General features: G+C 58.7%; 12 protein-coding genes. 8 read left to right on the forward strand and 4 right to left on the reverse strand.

Annotated features, from left to right (window positions below; genetic code table 11):
• Positions 1-146: 146 nt before the first annotated feature.
• From AC07V0_RS27320 to AC07V0_RS27330, 3 genes are all read right to left on the reverse strand, one after another.
• Positions 147-1397 (reverse strand): ribonucleotide-diphosphate reductase subunit beta, encoded by a 1251-nt coding sequence (locus tag AC07V0_RS27320; RefSeq protein ID WP_007934889.1) that lies wholly within the window; start codon positions 1395-1397, stop codon positions 147-149.
• A 656-nt stretch (positions 1398-2053) separates the two neighbouring features.
• Positions 2054-2326, reverse strand: coding sequence for a hypothetical protein (locus AC07V0_RS27325; protein WP_064616452.1), 273 nt, complete (start codon positions 2324-2326; stop codon positions 2054-2056).
• 180 nt (positions 2327-2506) lie between these two features.
• On the reverse strand, positions 2507-2770 hold the full coding sequence (locus AC07V0_RS27330; RefSeq protein ID WP_018926398.1) for a DUF2790 domain-containing protein: 264 nt from the start codon (positions 2768-2770) through the stop codon (positions 2507-2509).
• 396 nt (positions 2771-3166) lie between these two features.
• On the opposite strand from AC07V0_RS27330, the gene acs reads away from it, so the two are divergent.
• The 7 genes from acs to AC07V0_RS27365 all read left to right on the forward strand — a co-directional run bounded on the left by acs (position 3167) and on the right by AC07V0_RS27365 (position 10922).
• On the forward strand, positions 3167-5122 hold the full coding sequence (acs, locus tag AC07V0_RS27335; protein ID WP_111454806.1) for an acetate--CoA ligase: 1956 nt from the start codon (positions 3167-3169) through the stop codon (positions 5120-5122).
• A gap of 552 nt (positions 5123-5674) precedes the next feature.
• Entirely contained in the window at positions 5675-6448 is a 774-nt protein-coding gene (locus tag AC07V0_RS27340; RefSeq protein WP_096480937.1) for an ABC transporter substrate-binding protein, read from the forward strand.
• A 90-nt stretch (positions 6449-6538) separates the two neighbouring features.
• Positions 6539-7228 (forward strand): ABC transporter permease, encoded by a 690-nt coding sequence (locus AC07V0_RS27345; RefSeq protein WP_007934894.1) that lies wholly within the window; start codon positions 6539-6541, stop codon positions 7226-7228.
• Positions 7225-7923, forward strand: coding sequence for an ABC transporter permease (locus tag AC07V0_RS27350; RefSeq protein ID WP_018926395.1), 699 nt, complete (start codon positions 7225-7227; stop codon positions 7921-7923). Before AC07V0_RS27345 ends, AC07V0_RS27350 begins: the two co-directional genes overlap by 4 nt.
• 1 nt (position 7924) lies before the next feature.
• A complete protein-coding gene (locus tag AC07V0_RS27355) occupies positions 7925-9037 on the forward strand; it encodes a succinylglutamate desuccinylase/aspartoacylase family protein (RefSeq protein WP_192350823.1) in 1113 nt (370 codons plus the stop codon).
• A gap of 27 nt (positions 9038-9064) precedes the next feature.
• Positions 9065-9829: an ABC transporter ATP-binding protein gene (locus tag AC07V0_RS27360; protein WP_007971015.1), complete on the forward strand. Its 765-nt coding sequence runs from the start codon at positions 9065-9067 to the stop codon at positions 9827-9829.
• 112 nt (positions 9830-9941) lie between these two features.
• Positions 9942-10922, forward strand: coding sequence for a GlxA family transcriptional regulator (locus AC07V0_RS27365; RefSeq protein WP_007934898.1), 981 nt, complete (start codon positions 9942-9944; stop codon positions 10920-10922).
• A 31-nt stretch (positions 10923-10953) separates the two neighbouring features.
• Here AC07V0_RS27365 and AC07V0_RS27370 read toward each other — a convergent pair whose 3' ends face one another.
• Positions 10954-15810, reverse strand: a complete 4857-nt coding sequence (locus AC07V0_RS27370) for a leucine-rich repeat domain-containing protein (protein WP_192350825.1) — start codon at positions 15808-15810, stop codon at positions 10954-10956.
• Positions 15811-16096: 286 nt separating this feature from the next.
• Between AC07V0_RS27370 and AC07V0_RS27375 the strand changes: the two genes are divergently transcribed.
• The gene (locus AC07V0_RS27375) at positions 16097-17317 is read left to right on the forward strand and encodes an aspartate aminotransferase family protein (protein ID WP_064616456.1); all 1221 of its coding nucleotides are present in this window, start codon (positions 16097-16099) and stop codon (positions 17315-17317) included.
• Positions 17318-17396: the final 79 nt, after the last annotated feature.

Consider the following 17396-nt stretch of genomic DNA (forward strand, 5'->3'; position numbering starts at 1 on the left):
GCCGCGTTCAACCTGCTTATGCAAAAAAGCCACCTAGGCACTTTGCCTTAGGTGGCTTTTCACATTTTTGGCACTGACTTGGTGCGCTCACTCCGGCTTTAGTGAAAAAAGTCCAGACCTAGCTGAAAAATAAGGGGAGCATCGAATCAATCCCAGCTCAAAGCACCGCCAGTCTGATACTCAATAACCCGAGTCTCAAAGAAATTCTTCTCTTTCTTCAAGTCCATAATCTCGCTCATCCAAGGGAACGGGTTAGTCGTCCCTGGGTACTCTTCCTTCAAACCAATCTGCGACAGACGACGGTTAGCGATGAACTTCAGGTAGTCCTCCATCATCGCCGCATTCATGCCGAGTACGCCGCGTGGCATGGTGTCCCGCGCGTATTCGATCTCCAGCTGAGTGCCCTGCAGAATCATTTGCGAAGCTTCTTCCTTCATCTCGGCATCCCACAAGTGCGGGTTTTCGATTTTGATCTGGTTGATCACGTCGATGCCGAAGTTCAGGTGCATGGATTCGTCGCGCAGGATGTATTGGAACTGCTCGGCGACGCCGGTCATTTTGTTGCGGCGGCCCATGGAGAGGATTTGGGTGAAGCCGCAGTAGAAGAAGATGCCTTCCAGAACGCAGTAGTAGGCGATCAGGTTGCGCAGCAGTTCTTTGTCGGTTTCGACGGTGCCGGTTTCGAACTTCGGATCGGAGATCGAACGGGTGTATTTCAAGCCCCAGGTGGCTTTTTTCGCGACCGATGGGATCTCGTGGTACATGTTGAAGATCTCGCCTTCATCCATGGCCAACGATTCGATGCAGTACTGGTAGGCGTGGGTGTGGATCGCCTCTTCGAAGGCCTGGCGCAGGATGTACTGGCGGCATTCCGGGTTGGTGATCAGGCGGTACACGGCCAGGACCAGGTTGTTGGCAACCAGGGAGTCGGCGGTGGAGAAGAAGCCGAGGTTGCGCATCACGATGCGGCGCTCGTCGTCGGTCAGGCCTTCCGGGTTTTTCCAGAGGGCGATGTCGGCGGTCATGTTGACTTCTTGCGGCATCCAGTGGTTTGCGCAGCCGTCCAGGTACTTCTGCCATGCCCAGTCGTATTTGAATGGCACGAGCTGGTTGAGGTCGGCGCGGCAGTTGATCATGCGCTTTTCATCGACAGCTACACGGGCAGAGGCGCCTTCCAGTTCGGCGAGGCCTTCGGCGACGTCGAGGGAATCCAGGGCAGCCTTGGCGCGGGCGATCGCGGCGGAGTCCGTCGCGGTCACGGCGCGGGCCTCTTGAGCGGCGGCACCACCGGCGCTGTCGAGGCGGTCCATGTTGGCTTCAGAAGCGTGGCCGGCATTGGCGCCTTTTACAGCGACTTCGCCGTCATCTTCTTTGTCGAATTCGTCCCAGCTCAGCATGACGTGTCGTCTCCTGCGTGAGGGCCAGATTGCCCGTGTGAAAACTGATAGGTTGGTTTTTCACACGGCCGGTTCTGGCCGCGTTGGATCTAAAGGAAATCGTTTGTTGCAGCAGTACAACGCAGGCAATAAACAGAATTTTGTACGGGTGTTCCGAAGCCGCTGATGGGCGCAGAGAACGCGAACCGCTCTGCGTGGGCTTCAGACTGGCTTTTCACCCCTGTAAGGGAATATTGCAGGCCCGTTTAAGTCCGCATTATAAGGAAATTTTCGGCCCCGTGGTGCGGCGAAATGGCACCTGGAGGGCTCGGCGAGGGGCGTTTTCAGGTTGGAGCGAGGGTTTACAGGGCTTTGGCGGAGGAAGTTTTTTTTTCGCCTGTTTCGGCTGGTTTTTGACGGCAAGGCCAGGGTGTTTGCGTCGTTACGGGCAGCTGTGGCAGCGCAAGCCAGATGGGACGGGGCTTACAGAGCAATAGACGGGGTCTTGTGGACGAGATTGTGTGCAATTCTGAGCCGCAAAGAGTCTTGAAAAGCGTTGTTCAAAAAACAACCAAAATACCCTGTTTTTCACTACATGTTGTGGTTTTGGTCGATTTTCAACCACTCCAGACACAACTAAGCCCGACCGAAGTCGGGCTGTGATGTCGCGCCGGGTTTCAGCTGAAACGAGCGGCACCCACGCGGTCAGTACCATCAGCGGCAACCTTGGCGGCACCGATGTGATCGGCGCCATCGGCAGCGACTTTGGCAGCCCCCGTACGATCAAAACCGTCAGCCGCGAAGGAGGCAGAACCGGTGTGGTCGTAACCGTCAGAAGCGACAGCCGCATCGTTGAAAGCAGCCGAGCCAGTGCGGTCGTAGCCATCGGCGGCGAAGGTGTTGGCGGCCAGGACGGAAAGGGTCAGGGCGAGGATCAGTTTGGTTTTCATGGTAGTGGCTCCAGGTTCGTTGGCGTTTTGCCTTGGTGTGGAATTCATACTACGCCAGATAATTTGATTAAAAAGTGCAAATAAATGCTTAAAACAATCGTATTTATCGATGCATGGCTCGGCGCTTCATCTGGTCTCTAAAAGGATGGGTCGAGCCTCGGGAGATAAAAGTGGGGCGGATCAGCCGTTGGAGCAGCCGTTACCCATGACGCTATAACGCAGAATGTGTCGCTGGCCTTTGGAGTCGTCGTAGACCATTTTGGCCGGGACCACTTCGCAGACATTCGGGATTTCGCTCATCGAGACAACTTTGGCGATGTCCAGATGGGTGGAGTAGGTGTATTCCTCGACGACGGGTTGTTGTTTTGCGGCATCAGTCGGAGCCTCGTCTGCCATGGCGGTTGCGCACAGACTGCTGAGGGCCAGAACCAATAAAGCTTTCATTTAAAAGTTACCTTTCTGAGGTCGAATGGGGTCACGCAATCTTTTTAGGATTGCGTGTGGAGCTTTAGTAAAGAGTCTTGGATTAACTGCCTTCGTGGGGGCTGCAACTGGGTTAATCACATTGCCGTGTTGGCGAGGCTGATTTTAGGCTTGGGGATGGCGGGCATATAGCTGTGCTTTTGATAAACACTTTTGGCAGATTTGGTAACAATCTCCGCGAAGATCAAAAGATCGCAAGCTCCTGCGAGGCCCCGCAATAGCCGGGTTTGAGCGCTTCGTCGCGGTATAGCCACATTTTGTAGGGGCTTGTTACTACCATCGTCGAATGGTTCTATAGGCCCGCCCCGGCTACAACTGGGGCCATACAAAAACAACTATTCCACCGAGGTAAGAAAGATGAGTGCGGCTTCTTTGTATCCCGTTCGTCCCGAGGTAGCAGCCAATACGCTGACTGACGAGGCCACTTACAAGGCCATGTACCAGCAATCGGTCGTCAACCCGGACGGCTTCTGGCGCGAACAAGCCAAGCGCCTCGACTGGATAAAGCCTTTCACCACGGTGAAGCAGACGTCCTTCGACGATCACCATGTCGACATCAAATGGTTCGCCGACGGCACGCTGAACGTTTCCTACAACTGCCTCGACCGTCATCTGGCCGAGCGTGGCGATCAAGTCGCGATTATTTGGGAAGGGGATGACCCTGCCGAAAGCCGCAACATCACCTACCGCGAACTGCACGAACAAGTCTGCAAGTTCGCCAACGCCTTGCGCGGCCAGGATGTGCACCGCGGCGATGTGGTGACCATCTATATGCCGATGATCCCCGAAGCCGTGGTCGCCATGCTGGCCTGCACCCGGATCGGCGCGATTCACTCGGTGGTGTTCGGTGGTTTCTCGCCGGAAGCCCTGGCCGGTCGCATCATCGATTGCCGCTCGAAAGTGGTGATCACTGCCGACGAAGGCGTTCGTGCCGGCAAGAAAATCCCGCTCAAGGCTAACGTCGACGACGCGCTGACCAACCCGGAAACCAGCAGCATCCAGAAAGTCATCGTGTGCAAGCGCACCGGTGGCAACATCAAGTGGAACCAGCATCGCGACATCTGGTACGAAGACCTGATGAAAGTGGCGGGCAGTGTCTGCGCGCCGAAAGAGATGGGTGCCGAAGAAGCGCTGTTCATCCTTTATACCTCTGGCTCCACCGGCAAGCCGAAGGGCGTGCAGCACACCACCGGCGGTTACCTGCTGTATGCGGCGATGACCCACGAGCGCGTGTTCGACTACCGCCCGGGCGAAATTTACTGGTGCACCGCCGACGTTGGTTGGGTCACCGGCCACACTTATATCGTCTACGGCCCGCTGGCCAATGGCGCGACCACGGTGCTGTTCGAAGGCGTACCGAACTATCCGGATATCACTCGGGTGGCGAAGGTTGTCGACAAGCACAAGGTCAACATCCTCTACACCGCGCCGACCGCGATCCGCGCGATGATGGCGTCGGGCACTGCCGCTGTTGAAGGCGCCGATGGCAGCAGCCTGCGTCTGTTGGGTTCGGTCGGTGAGCCGATTAACCCGGAAGCGTGGGATTGGTACTACAAGAATGTCGGCCAGTCCCGTTGCCCGATCGTGGATACCTGGTGGCAGACCGAAACAGGCGGCAACATGATGAGCCCGCTGCCGGGCGCTCACGCGCTGAAACCTGGCTCGGCAGCACGGCCGTTCTTCGGCGTGGTGCCGGCGTTGGTGGACAACCTGGGCAACATCATCGAAGGCGTTGCCGAGGGCAACCTGGTGATCCTCGACTCGTGGCCAGGCCAGGCGCGTACGCTGTATGGCGACCATGACCGTTTCGTCGACACCTACTTCAAGACTTTCCGTGGCATGTACTTCACCGGTGACGGTGCGCGTCGTGACGCAGACGGTTACTACTGGATCACTGGTCGCGTGGATGACGTGCTCAACGTTTCCGGCCACCGCATGGGCACCGCCGAGATCGAAAGCGCGATGGTCGCTCACCCGAAAGTCGCCGAAGCGGCGGTGGTGGGTGTGCCGCACGACATCAAGGGGCAGGGCATTTATGTCTACGTCACGTTGAATGCGGGCGAAGAGCCGAGCGAGCAACTGCGCCTGGAGCTGAAGAACTGGGTGCGTAAAGAGATCGGTCCGATTGCCTCGCCGGATGTGATTCAGTGGGCGCCGGGCCTGCCGAAAACCCGTTCGGGCAAGATCATGCGCCGGATTCTGCGCAAGATCGCCACGGCGGAATACGACGGGTTGGGCGATATCTCCACCCTGGCCGATCCGGGTGTGGTGCAGCATTTGATTGATACGCACAAGACGATGAATGTTGCGTAAGTAGCATTCGGAGTCATCGAAGCCCCGCCAGGTGTTGAGCCTGGTGGGGCTTTTTCGTACTGATCTTCAACCAATAATTATCGGCTTCCCCTGTAGGCCATTTCCCATTGTTACCCATCACCTTTCAAGTAACTGAATGTGTAACCTTCCGCCCGATAACGAGGCAATGGGAAACGCAAAGCCCCGTTTCAGGGCTTCTCAATCGTCATGAAAAATAAGACACAACGCTACGCTTGCCGGATTAGAAGGGTTTGCCAATAATAGGCCCGCAATTTGCAACATAGATCGGTTCACTGTCTTTTGCTCTTGCATGAAATTGCAGAGCTGTCAACGTGCCCAAGCGGCATTCTCGGTGCTTCTGTAATTTGTTGTCGCATTGAAGAAATATCGGCTTCGGGCCTGTCGTTAGAATGCCAATCACTCGCTCGTCGTTGCCTGCGTTGAAATCAGCGCACGGTTCCTAGGACGCAGCACCGCTTTTTGGTTTAACCATTCGCATATTGGGCTGTCGCTCACTCTGCCGTTTTTGCCCTTTACCGATGGAGTCCCAAGATGAAGAAACTCGTGCTGCTTGGCGCCCTGGCACTGTCCGTGCTGTCCCTGCCGACATTCGCCGATGAAAAACCTCTGAAAATCGGTATCGAAGCGGCTTACCCTCCGTTCGCCTCCAAAGCACCGGACGGCAGCATCGTGGGTTTCGACTACGACATCGGCAACGCCCTGTGCGAAGAGATGAAGGTCAAGTGCCAGTGGGTCGAGCAAGAGTTCGACGGCCTGATCCCGGCACTCAAAGTGCGCAAGATCGACGCGATCCTGTCGTCCATGTCGATCACTGAAGACCGCAAGAAATCCGTGGACTTCACCAACAAGTACTACAACACCCCGGCTCGCCTGGTCATGAAGGCCGGCACTCAAGTCAGCGAAAACCTGGCTGAGCTGAAGGGCAAGAACATCGGCGTGCAACGTGGTTCGATCCACGAGCGTTTCGCCCGCGAAGTCCTGGCCCCGCTGGGTGCCGAGATCAAGCCTTACGGTTCGCAGAACGAAATCTACCTCGACGTGGCCGCTGGCCGCCTCGACGGCACCGTGGCAGACGCTACCCTGCTGGATGACGGCTTCCTGAAAACCGACGCCGGCAAGGGCTTCGCCTTCGTTGGCCCGGCCTTCACCGACGTCAAATACTTCGGCGACGGCGTAGGGATCGCGGTTCGCAAGGGCGACGCGCTGAAAGACAAGATCAACACCGCGATCGCGGCCATTCGCGCGAACGGCAAGTACAAGCAAATCCAGGACAAATACTTCGCCTTCGATATCTACGGCAAGTAATCGTCCCCGCAACAAGTCCGAAATGGCGCAAGCAACAGGATCTCTGAGGTTTGCGCCATTTTTTCATCCCAACTTTCGAGGACCTGAATCATGTTGAAAGGCTACGGGGCTGTCATCCTCGATGGCGCATGGCTGACGCTTCAGCTCGCCTTGTCGTCCATGGCCCTGGCCATCGTCCTGGGGCTGATCGGCGTTGCGCTGCGTCTGTCGCCGGTGCGCTGGCTGGCCTGGCTGGGCGATCTGTATTCCACGGTGATCCGCGGTATTCCCGATCTGGTGCTGATCCTGCTGATTTTCTACGGCGGCCAGGACCTGCTCAACCGCGTTGCGCCGATGCTCGGCTATGACGACTACATCGACCTGAACCCGTTGGCCGCCGGTATCGGTACCCTGGGTTTCATCTTCGGTGCGTACCTGTCGGAAACCTTCCGTGGTGCGTTCATGGCGATCCCCAAAGGTCAGGCAGAAGCCGGCATGGCGTACGGCATGAGCAGTTTTCAGGTGTTCTTCCGGGTGTTGGTGCCGCAGATGATTCGCCTGGCGATTCCGGGTTTCACCAACAACTGGCTGGTACTGACCAAGGCCACCGCGCTGATTTCGGTGGTGGGTCTGCAAGACATGATGTTCAAGGCCAAGCAGGCGGCAGACGCTACCCGCGAGCCTTTCACCTTCTTCCTCGCGGTGGCGGCGATGTACCTGGTGATTACCAGCGTCTCGTTGCTGGCATTGCGTCATCTTGAGAAGCGCTACTCGGTAGGCGTAAGGGCGGCTGAGCTATGATCTTCGACTACAACGTCATTTGGGATGCTTTGCCGCTGTACTTCGGCGGACTTGTGACCACCCTCAAACTGCTCGCGCTGTCGCTGTTCTTCGGTTTGCTGGCGGCGCTGCCGCTGGGGCTGATGCGCGTCTCCAAGCAGCCGCTGGTCAACATGAGTGCCTGGCTGTTCACCTACGTGATCCGCGGCACGCCGATGCTGGTGCAGCTGTTCTTGATCTACTACGGTCTGGCGCAATTCGAAACCGTGCGTGAAAGCTTCCTCTGGCCATGGCTGTCCAGTGCCTCGTTCTGTGCGTGCCTGGCCTTCGCGATCAACACCAGTGCCTACACCGCCGAAATCATCGCCGGCAGCCTGCGCGCCACGCCGAACGGCGAGATCGAAGCGGCCAAGGCCATGGGCATGTCACGCATCAAGATGTACAAGCGGATCCTGCTGCCATCGGCCCTGCGCCGGGCGCTGCCGCAGTACAGCAACGAAGTGATCATGATGCTGCAGACCACCAGTCTGGCGTCGATCGTGACCCTGATCGACATCACCGGTGCCGCGCGCACGGTCAACGCTCAGTTCTACTTGCCGTTCGAAGCCTACATCACCGCCGGCGCGTTCTACCTGTGCCTGACGTTCATTCTGGTGCGCCTGTTCAAAATGGCCGAACACCGCTGGCTGGGCTATCTGGCCCCGCGGAAGCATTGATATGGAACGTATCGATCATGCTTTGCCGTGGAGCCACCTGGGCAGTGAACGCCGGATCTCGGTGTTCCGCTTCGGCGCTGGCGAGCGCAAGGCCTATATCCAGGCCAGCCTGCACGCCGATGAACTGCCGGGGATGCGCACGGCCTGGGAGCTGAAAAAACGCCTGACCGAACTTGAAGCTCAAGGCTTGCTCAACGGTGTGATCGAACTGGTGCCGGTGGCCAATCCATTGGGCCTGGGGCAATTGCTGCAAGGCAATCATCAGGGGCGTTTCGAAGCGGGCAGCGGTAAGAACTTCAACCGGGATTTCGTCGAACTCAGTGCGCCGGTGGCCGCCGAACTCGATGGGCATCTGGGTGATGATCTGCATGCCAATATTCGACTGATCCGTCAGGCCATGAGCGATCACCTGGCAGCTTTGCCAGAGGCGAGCAGCCAGTTGCAAGGCATGCAGCGCATCTTGCTCAGCCATGCCTGCACCGCTGACGTGGTGCTGGATCTGCATTGCGATTGCGAAGCGGCGCTGCATATGTACGCCTTGCCGCAACACTGGTCGCACTGGCGCTCACTGGCTGCGCACTTGAACGTCAAGGTCGGCCTGCTGGCGGAAGATTCCGGCGGCAGTTCCTTTGACGAAGCGTGCTCGCTGCCGTGGCTGCGTTTGTCGCGTCTGTTCCCGGATGCGCAGATTCCACTGGCCTGCCTGGCGACGACCATCGAACTGGGTGGTCAGGCCGATACCGGTCGCGCTGAGGCAGAAGCTCACGCCGAAGGCATTCTGGCGTTCCTCGCCGAGCAAGGCTTGATCGGCGGTGAATGGCCCAAGCCTGCGCAAGACGCGTGCGAAGGCATGCCGTTCGAAGGCACCGAATTGCTGTTCGCGCCGCATCCGGGCGTGCTGAGTTTTCTGCGTAAACCCGGTGAATGGGTTGAAGCAGGCGACGCGATTTTTGAAGTGATCGATCCGCTGGCGGATCGGGTCAGCACGGTGTGTGCTGGTACGTCCGGGGTGCTGTTTGCCATTGAACGGCTGCGTTACGCCCAACCCGGTTTCTGGCTGGCCAAGGTGGCGGGGCGCGAAGCGCTGCGTCACGGGCGCTTGCTCAACGACTGACTGACTGTTTTTGTGAGAACCGACCGCATGTACAAACTTGAAGTCCAAGACCTGCATAAACGCTATGGCAGTCACGAAGTGCTCAAGGGCGTGTCCCTGAAAGCGGCGGCTGGCGATGTGATCAGCATCATCGGCTCCAGTGGCTCCGGCAAAAGTACTTTCCTGCGTTGCATCAACCTGCTCGAGCAGCCGCACGCGGGCAAGATCCTGCTCAACAACGAAGAGTTGAAACTGGTTGCCAACAAGGACGGCGCGCTGAAAGCCGCCGACCCGAAACAGCTGCAACGCATGCGTTCGCGCCTGTCGATGGTGTTCCAGCATTTCAATCTGTGGTCGCACATGACCGCGCTGGAAAACATCATGGAAGCGCCGGTGCATGTGCTCGGTGTGTCCAAGGCGGAAGCCCGCGAGAAAGCCGAGCACTACCTGAACAAGGTCGGCGTGGCCCATCGCAAGGACGCCTACCCAGGGCACATGTCTGGTGGCGAGCAGCAACGTGTGGCGATTGCCCGTGCGCTGGCGATGGAACCCGAAGTGATGTTGTTCGACGAACCGACCTCGGCCCTCGACCCGGAGTTGGTGGGTGACGTGCTGAAAGTCATGCAGGCCCTGGCACAGGAAGGCCGGACCATGGTGGTGGTGACGCACGAAATGGGCTTTGCCCGTGAAGTGTCGAACCAGCTGGTGTTCCTGCACAAAGGCGTCGTCGAAGAAAGCGGCAACCCGCGCGAAGTGCTGGTCAATCCGCAGTCGGAACGCTTGCAACAATTCCTCTCGGGCAGCCTCAAGTAATCGCTCCCGTTACGCACCAAATTAGGTCATGCTGCGCACCGCGCGCCAGATGGTCTAATTTGGTTGCAGCCGCCTTTGGCTTTAACACTGTTTTCGTTTCGGATTGCCCGCCATGACTGCCCATCGAATTGGTTTCCTGATTTGGCCCAGCACTAAAGCTCTGACGCTTGCGCTGGCTGAGGAGGCCTTGCGTGTTGCCCAGCGTGTGCACCCGGACGTTGTTTACGAATTGTCGTTTTTGCAGGCCGAACCGCCGACCGACGGCGCCTGGCAATTGCCCGGTGAGCCATGGGCCGGCAAGCTCGAAAACTTTCAGAAACTGTTCCTGCTCGCCGACGAACCACCGACTTCTCTCGCGCCGCCGCTCAGCAGTGCGCTGAAACAGCTGGTGCGCGCCGGTTGTGTGATCGGCGGTTTGTCCGCCGGTGTTTACCCATTGGCGCAATTGGGTTTGCTCGACGGTTATCGCGCTGCCGTGCATTGGCGCTGGCAGGACGATTTCGCCGAGCGTTTCCCGAAAGTGATTGCCACCAGTCACCTGTTCGACTGGGATCGTGATCGCTTGACCGCGTGCGGCGGCATGTCGGTGCTCGACCTGTTGCTGGCGGTGCTGGCCCGTGATCACGGTGCCGAACTGGCCGGTGCGGTGTCGGAAGAACTGGTGGTCGAACGCATTCGCGAGGGCGGCGAGCGCCAGCGTATTCCGTTGCAGAACCGCTTGGGTTCCAGTCATCCGAAGCTCACCCAGGCGGTGTTGCTGATGGAAGCCAACATCGAAGAGCCGCTGACCACCGACGAAATCGCCCAGCATGTGTGCGTATCGCGTCGGCAGCTGGAGCGGATCTTCAAGCAATACCTCAACCGCGTGCCGAGCCAGTATTACCTGGAACTGCGCCTGAACAAGGCCCGGCAGATGTTGATGCAAACCAGCAAGTCGATCATTCAGATCGGCCTGTCGTGTGGCTTCTCTTCGGGGCCGCATTTCTCCAGTGCCTATCGCAACTTCTTCGGTGCTACGCCGCGGGAGGATCGCAACCAGCGGCGCAGCAGCAGCCCGTTCGAGTTGTCGTCGGTGCCGTCGGAGCGCGGTTGATCGATCAACCGCGCCATGATCGAGCGCTGTACTACTCGTCGATCTCCGAACCTTCAGAGTCGGAGATTTCTATTTCACCCCGATTGATCACGGCTTCCACCCCAAAATCCGCGCCCGTGCGCTCGAAGTAAGCGATCAGCCGTAACAGGCTTTCCTCGGAAAATGGATTGCCCCTCAACGAAATATTATCTGCGACGTCCACCGGCAGTTCCGACAAGTCACTGGGCACCTCGGTGATGGCGTTGCCGCTCAAGTCTGCCCAGTCCAGCTCGGCCAGCTGTAACAGTCCATCCGGTATCCGGTTGATGCCGGTGTCGTTCAGCAGCACGGTCGCCAGTGCCGGCATCTGACTCACATCAGGCGTCTGTCCTAGCGGGTTCGAGCCCAGGTCGAGATAGTCGAGCTGTTCCATCCCCGCCAGGGCGGCGACCGATTCTGATGACAGACTGACGCGACACTCGGGGAGTGACATAGCCCTGAGTTGACCCATTTTGAACACCGCCTCCGGTATGTCGCCAAGGTCACAGCTGCGCAGCCTGAGGCTTTTCAGGTTGGGAAAGGACTCCAGGAAACGTCCGATGCGCGTCACCCCCTCCGCACTGCGAAACTCCAGTGACGACACATGGCTGAAATCAGCGCTCAGGGCAGGCAGTTCTCCATTGATGACCGTGGAAAGTGTCAGATCGTAGGTGAGTTCAAGCGTATCGCTGAAGTTATCCAGCTCCGCATCCCGTTGCCAGCAGTTCTCAAGGGCTTGCTTGAATTCGTCGCGGTTGGCGTGCTCGACAAGCAGTTGAGCTGCGCTGAAGGGTTCGTCTGTCAGTGGATGCAGGTCCGGAAGAGCGGCGGTCCAGGCAGACAGATCGTTCCTCAATTGGCTCAGCTCTTCTTCCAGGCGCGTCAACGCTACCCGACCTTCCTCCAGCGTGCCGGGCAATTCGTAGACGAACTCGCTGGCTTGCTCGACTTCCATGCCAGGGTAGAGCGCCCTGACACGATCAATGTCTGCCTCGGGTGCGAAAACGCCCATGTCGAAAGCGCTGTCGACGTGATGGTTTTTGATGAGTTGTCGCGAGCTGTCGGAAACCGGATTGTGCGTGAGGTGTATGCCACGCTTTTCATACAGCGGACTGTCGAACAAGGCTGCCGGCAGTTCGCTGATTCCATTGTTCATCAGCAGAAGGGTGTCCAGGCGCGGGTGTTGCAGAGTGCCGGGCGGGATTTCGGTCAGGTTGGTGCTGCTCAGGTCCAGATGGGTCAGTTCAGTCATCGAGTCGATGCGGGGCACCGTTTCAAACGGGTTGCGGTAAAGATCCAGCATGGTCAGTTTGTTTAATGACGTCAGCTTCAACCAGGTGGGGGCGTCTACCCTGATGCCGCAATCGCTTAACACCAGCGCTTCAAGCTGCGGCATCCGGGTGATGGCATCGGGGAGGGTGGTCAGGGAGAAACGGCGCAGTTCCAGTCGGCGAAGTCCGCTGAAGCCCTGTAGAAAACCAGCAACACCTTGCGCTGCATGGCTGCCTTCCAGGGACAGCAGCGACACATGACTGAAATCTGCGGTCAACGATGGCAGATCACCCAGCATCGGTTCGTCGAACCTGAGCACGTACCGCTCCATGTCGTCCGCGGTGTCAAAATCCCGATCGGTTTGGCGCCGCCAGGCGCGCTGGATTTCCTGCGCCAGCAACTTGCGAATCTGTTGTTCGGCCTGGCGCTCCAGGGCGCTCAGCGCAACCCCGGTGTCGGGGTGCGCCGTCGGGGCTTCGCTGATCCATCGACCCAGATCCAGATGCAATCGGTTCAGCTCGTGGTGTACGCGTGAGAGTGCTACCCGAGCGCCATCAGGGTGGCTTTGCAACGCCTGGACCACGGACTGCAATTGATCCTGGGACAGATCGGGATAAACCTCCCGGACCCTGTCGTTGAGGGTGGGTGTCATACGATTGCCGCGATCATAGCCCTCCGCACCACCGGGAAGGCGCATGGTGGTCGGGTCGTAGTAGGGTTTTCGATGGGGATGCCTGGCAAACAGAGTGCGTAGCGTCGGCTGGTCCAGCGCGTTTTCGGTAATGCGCTGTCTGAGGGCCTGGGCGTCAGCGATGGCGGGGCTGAACGCATTGCGATGGGCCTGGGGCAACGTTTGAAAGAGTGCCTGGTAGAAATCACCGGGTGTCTCCTGATCAACGTGATAGGAGCCATCCTCGTTGGCCACCAGTGTTTTCACGATGGCTGCATCGGTCGGGCCAATGCTGTCGCGCACGGTGCCCTCGCTGGAGTAATCCCGCACTTCGATGCGTAGTCCGTCCGGCCAGCCGGGCAGTGCGTTCAGGCTGTGCAGGGCCACTCTGTGGGTGTCGACGTTTTCCAGCGCGTCGGTATAAAGGCCTTCATAGGCGCGGGTTGCGCGGACTGCCTCCATGGCTTTGTTCGCCGCGTCCTTTAGCCGCTGAGGCACGCGCCCACCGTGCAGCTGGCGTAACTCGGTGCCGGTGGCATTGCTCACCAGCTCTTGCGCCACATCGGTCGGCAGGCCCTGCACATCGGCGAGCAGTTGCTGAACCTGCACATCATCGGTGTGTTCCTGAGTGCTGTAGAGCTGCTCGAACAACGACTTGCGATATTGGCGGGCCAGTGTTGCCGTTTGCTGTCTGAAGGCTGGCGTTTGAGTTGCCGGTGTCGGCAGTGGCGTATCGACCGGCCATGAGTCATGGCGTGTCAGCAGTGCATGCTGCAGGGCGGTATCGGCTTTTTGATAGTGCTCGGGTTGATCGCTGCCGATCTGTTCGATAAACGTTTCGATGTCACGGTTGATCCGCCAACGCTTGATCGTGTCAGTCAGCAGCGACGGCGGGCGATAGTTTTCGACATGCGCCTGGCGCAATACGTTGTCGTGGTAGCCGCTGATCCGCAGGATCTGTTCGCGCTCGGCACTGGTGAACGACTCGACACTATGGCCAAGACGACGCATGACCTTTTCCCGCTCCCAGTACAACGGTTGCTCCAGTTCGGTTTGCCAGGCGCCGTGGTGGTTATGCCGCAGCGACGGCTGATAAGCATTGTTGCGGCGCGGATGCTCAATCTGGAACCTGTCCGACATGGAGTCGGGTTTCACTGAATACAGTTTTCCCTCAAGGCGCAGCATCGTTTTGCCCGCGTGTTGGTACAAGCCCAGATGATTGGGCTTTACCCCTTCGGGCAAACTGAGTGTTTGTTCGTAAGGTGTGAGATCCGGCATCCAGTAGCGGGTTTTGCCTTCGGCTGCGGCGACAGGTTTGAGTGGGTCGATGAGCGCGACGGCTTCACGGGGCAGAAGCCGGCTGAAGGCGCCGGCGGCGATTGCACCGCCCACCGCGAATGTCCCGACTTGAACGACGGTTTCGACGAACGTCATCAGGTGTCCGAAGGCCTCTGTTTTCAGCCCTTCAGCCATATCCACGATGCCTTCGAAGCTCTCGTCCAGTAACTGGTAGGCCATGTATCCCAGCATCAATTCACCAAGCAACGGCACCAAGGGCGCCGCCACGAACGACGCAGCTTCAAGGATCCTGGAGGCCACTTTGCTGAAGGCATCCCACAATGCCCAGCGGGCGTCTCGATCGGCGCTGGCGGTGGAGACGGCGACAGTGCTGGCGTCGTTGAGGATTTTGTTCAGCTGCCGCTGATAGCCATGGTTCCACAGGTCCGCTTTGATCGGGAGCACGGAGAAACGCAGATTGGGACGCTCGACCGGCGTTTCGCGCCAGCTCGGCAATGGATCGCCGGGCTGGTGCTGATGCCAGGTCACGGTCTGGAGGCGGCTGTTGAGATCGGCGAAAAAGTGTCCGCGTTCCTTGTGCTCGACGAACCGGCTGAAGAACGCTTGATAAGCGGCTGTCCGCAGCTTGCGGGTCAGATCGGTCATGAACGCCAGCGTGTCGGGGTATTGCTTGAGCGGATGTTCTGGGTCATCGGGAATATAGGCAATGAGCCGCGTACTCTTGCGTGCCCGCTCAAGGCTCGGCGCGAAAATGACAATGCCGGTCAGCGAGGATGACATCAGGGTCAGGTCGTGGCCATAGAGCGGCTGGCCATTGAGTCGCGCCCTCGAACCTCCTTCAACCATGCGCAGGAGCGCGAGGTGCGCATCATCTGGAATATCCTTGCGGATGTGTGCCATCTGCAGCGCCGACCTGAGTGCGGCCTTGTTCAGGCTGATCGTGCTGGATTTCAACGCGGCACCGGCCAACGGGTTGGTCAGCCCCACAAATTCCTTGAGATACGCGGTGTACTGGCCACCGATATCGAGTTCACGGCATAGCCGGGCGAAGGCCTGGACCGTGATTTTGTGCTTGATCGCCGGCAACGTTTCGAACTGCCCTGTGGACGACGGCTCGGTAATGAAGGTCGAAGCGGATTCGAAGGCATCTGCGGCTGTTTCCGATTCCTGGAAGTTATGCAGCGCGGCATCGAGCAGCGATACCGTCCAGGTGCGGGCGGCCCCGGTGTTGATTTTGAACAGGGTCACGGTTTGTGGGATGTACAGGCGCAGGAAGGTGGTCTTGACGTCCAGTTCCAGACCAAACCGGGTTTTCAGGGCCGCGATGAGAAGGGGTTCGGCAAATGCCCGTGGGTTTTTCAGCGTGGACAGCTTTGAATCCAGACGATTTCGATGGTGCCAGTGTTCCTGGCTGAGCTTTTTCAGCGAGGCATGCTGTGAAGGTGTCGCGGTGCTATGCCATTGGGGAGTCGCAAGCGTGGTGTTCTTGAGAGCGCTGCGGGTTTCAAGCGATGTCTCTAGTGCCCAGGCGGGCAGATTGTTGAACAGGTGATGGTAATGATCATCCGGCTGCGTGACGAAGTGATCGTCGCCTGCGGCAGAAGGGTGATCGTTTTCGAGTTGGCTCATGCGCTATTCCCTTAGCGTTTGGATGAGTCGCCAGCAAAACAGACGATGAAGCACTGCGTGCGGTACATATTTACCGCATCGGTCGACAAGCCTGCCTATAACCTGTGCCGGCGGTTTAAACTGCGCCTTTGCGACCCTATATGTCGCATTGCCGTAAACCCGGGCAAAACCGGTGTTTGCGCTATAAGAAGTTGTCGCTTGGCGGCAAGGCCGGGCTGAAAACTGTCCTTACAATCCCCTCATCGCTCGCCAGTTTCAGGCGAGTGTTCCTCATCAGGAGACTCCGATGTCCGTTGAGCACGCTGCGGTAGAACGCGCCGATTTTGACCAGGTAATGGTTCCCAACTATGCGCCTGCCGCTTTCATTCCTGTGCGTGGCGCCGGTTCCCGTGTCTGGGACCAGACTGGCCGCGAGCTGATCGACTTCGCCGGCGGGATTGCCGTTAACGTACTGGGCCATGCGCACCCGGCGCTGGTCGCTGCCTTGACCGAACAGGCGAACAAGCTGTGGCACGTGTCCAACGTGTTCACCAATGAGCCGGCCTTGCGCCTGGCCCATAAGCTGGTCGACGCTACGTTTGCCGATCGTGTGTTCTTCTGCAACTCCGGCGCCGAAGCCAACGAGGCCGCTTTCAAGCTGGCCCGTCGCGTGGCCCATGACCGTTTCGGTACCGAGAAGTACGAAATCGTTGCCGCGCTCAACAGCTTCCACGGCCGTACCCTGTTCACCGTGAACGTCGGTGGCCAGTCGAAGTATTCCGACGGCTTCGGTCCGAAGATCACCGGCATCACCCACGTGCCTTACAACGATCTGGCCGCGCTGAAAGCCGCTGTTTCCGACAAGACCTGCGCGGTGGTGCTGGAGCCGATCCAGGGCGAAGGCGGCGTACTGCCGGCCGAGCTGTCTTACCTGCAAGGCGCCCGTGAACTGTGCGATGCGCACAACGCGCTGCTGGTCTTCGACGAAGTCCAGACTGGCATGGGCCGCAGCGGTGAGCTGTTCGCCTACATGCATTACGGCGTGACCCCGGACATCCTGACCAGCGCCAAGAGCCTGGGCGGTGGTTTCCCGATCGCAGCGATGCTGACCACCGAAGACCTGGCCAAACACCTGGTCGTCGGCACCCATGGCACCACCTACGGCGGTAACCCGCTGGCATGCGCGGTCGCTGAAGCAGTGATCGACGTGATCAACACGCCCGAAGTGCTGAACGGTGTCAAAACCAAGCACGACAAGTTCAAGACCCGTCTTGAGCAGATCGGCGAGAAATACGGCCTCTTCACTCAGGTCCGTGGCCTGGGCCTGCTGCTCGGTTGCGTGCTGGCCGATGCCTGGAAAGGCAAGGCCAAGGACATCTTCAACGCCGCCGAGCGTGAAGGCTTGATGATTCTGCAAGCCGGCCCGGACGTGATTCGTTTCGCGCCAAGCCTGGTGGTTGAAGACGCCGATATCGATGCCGGTCTGGACCGCTTCGAACGCGCCGTGGCCAAGCTGACGCAAGCCTGATTCATACAGTGCTCCTCAGCGCCTATCGTAATAGATAGGCGTTGAGATTATTTCCTGTGCCGGGCCTGCCCGGCATTTT

This window comes from Pseudomonas sp. GW821-FHT01E10, assembly GCF_059422365.1.

Bases quoted from the DNA above. Each gene is read 5' to 3' on its own strand.
- AC07V0_RS27340 (WP_096480937.1), top strand. From the start codon at position 5,675: ATGAAGAAACTCGTGCTGCTTGGCGCCCTGGCACTGTCCGTGCTGTCC.
- AC07V0_RS27360 (WP_007971015.1), top strand. From the start codon at position 9,065: ATGTACAAACTTGAAGTCCAAGACCTGCATAAACGCTATGGCAGTCAC.
- acs (WP_111454806.1), top strand. From the start codon at position 3,167: ATGAGTGCGGCTTCTTTGTATCCCGTTCGTCCCGAGGTAGCAGCCAAT.
- AC07V0_RS27330 (WP_018926398.1), bottom strand. From the start codon at position 2,770: ATGAAAGCTTTATTGGTTCTGGCCCTCAGCAGTCTGTGCGCAACCGCC.
- AC07V0_RS27325 (WP_064616452.1), bottom strand. From the start codon at position 2,326: ATGAAAACCAAACTGATCCTCGCCCTGACCCTTTCCGTCCTGGCCGCC.
- AC07V0_RS27345 (WP_007934894.1), top strand. From the start codon at position 6,539: ATGTTGAAAGGCTACGGGGCTGTCATCCTCGATGGCGCATGGCTGACG.
- AC07V0_RS27320 (WP_007934889.1), bottom strand. From the start codon at position 1,397: ATGCTGAGCTGGGACGAATTCGACAAAGAAGATGACGGCGAAGTCGCT.
- AC07V0_RS27375 (WP_064616456.1), top strand. From the start codon at position 16,097: ATGTCCGTTGAGCACGCTGCGGTAGAACGCGCCGATTTTGACCAGGTA.
- AC07V0_RS27350 (WP_018926395.1), top strand. From the start codon at position 7,225: ATGATCTTCGACTACAACGTCATTTGGGATGCTTTGCCGCTGTACTTC.
- AC07V0_RS27370 (WP_192350825.1), bottom strand. From the start codon at position 15,810: ATGAGCCAACTCGAAAACGATCACCCTTCTGCCGCAGGCGACGATCAC.
- AC07V0_RS27365 (WP_007934898.1), top strand. From the start codon at position 9,942: ATGACTGCCCATCGAATTGGTTTCCTGATTTGGCCCAGCACTAAAGCT.
- AC07V0_RS27355 (WP_192350823.1), top strand. From the start codon at position 7,925: ATGGAACGTATCGATCATGCTTTGCCGTGGAGCCACCTGGGCAGTGAA.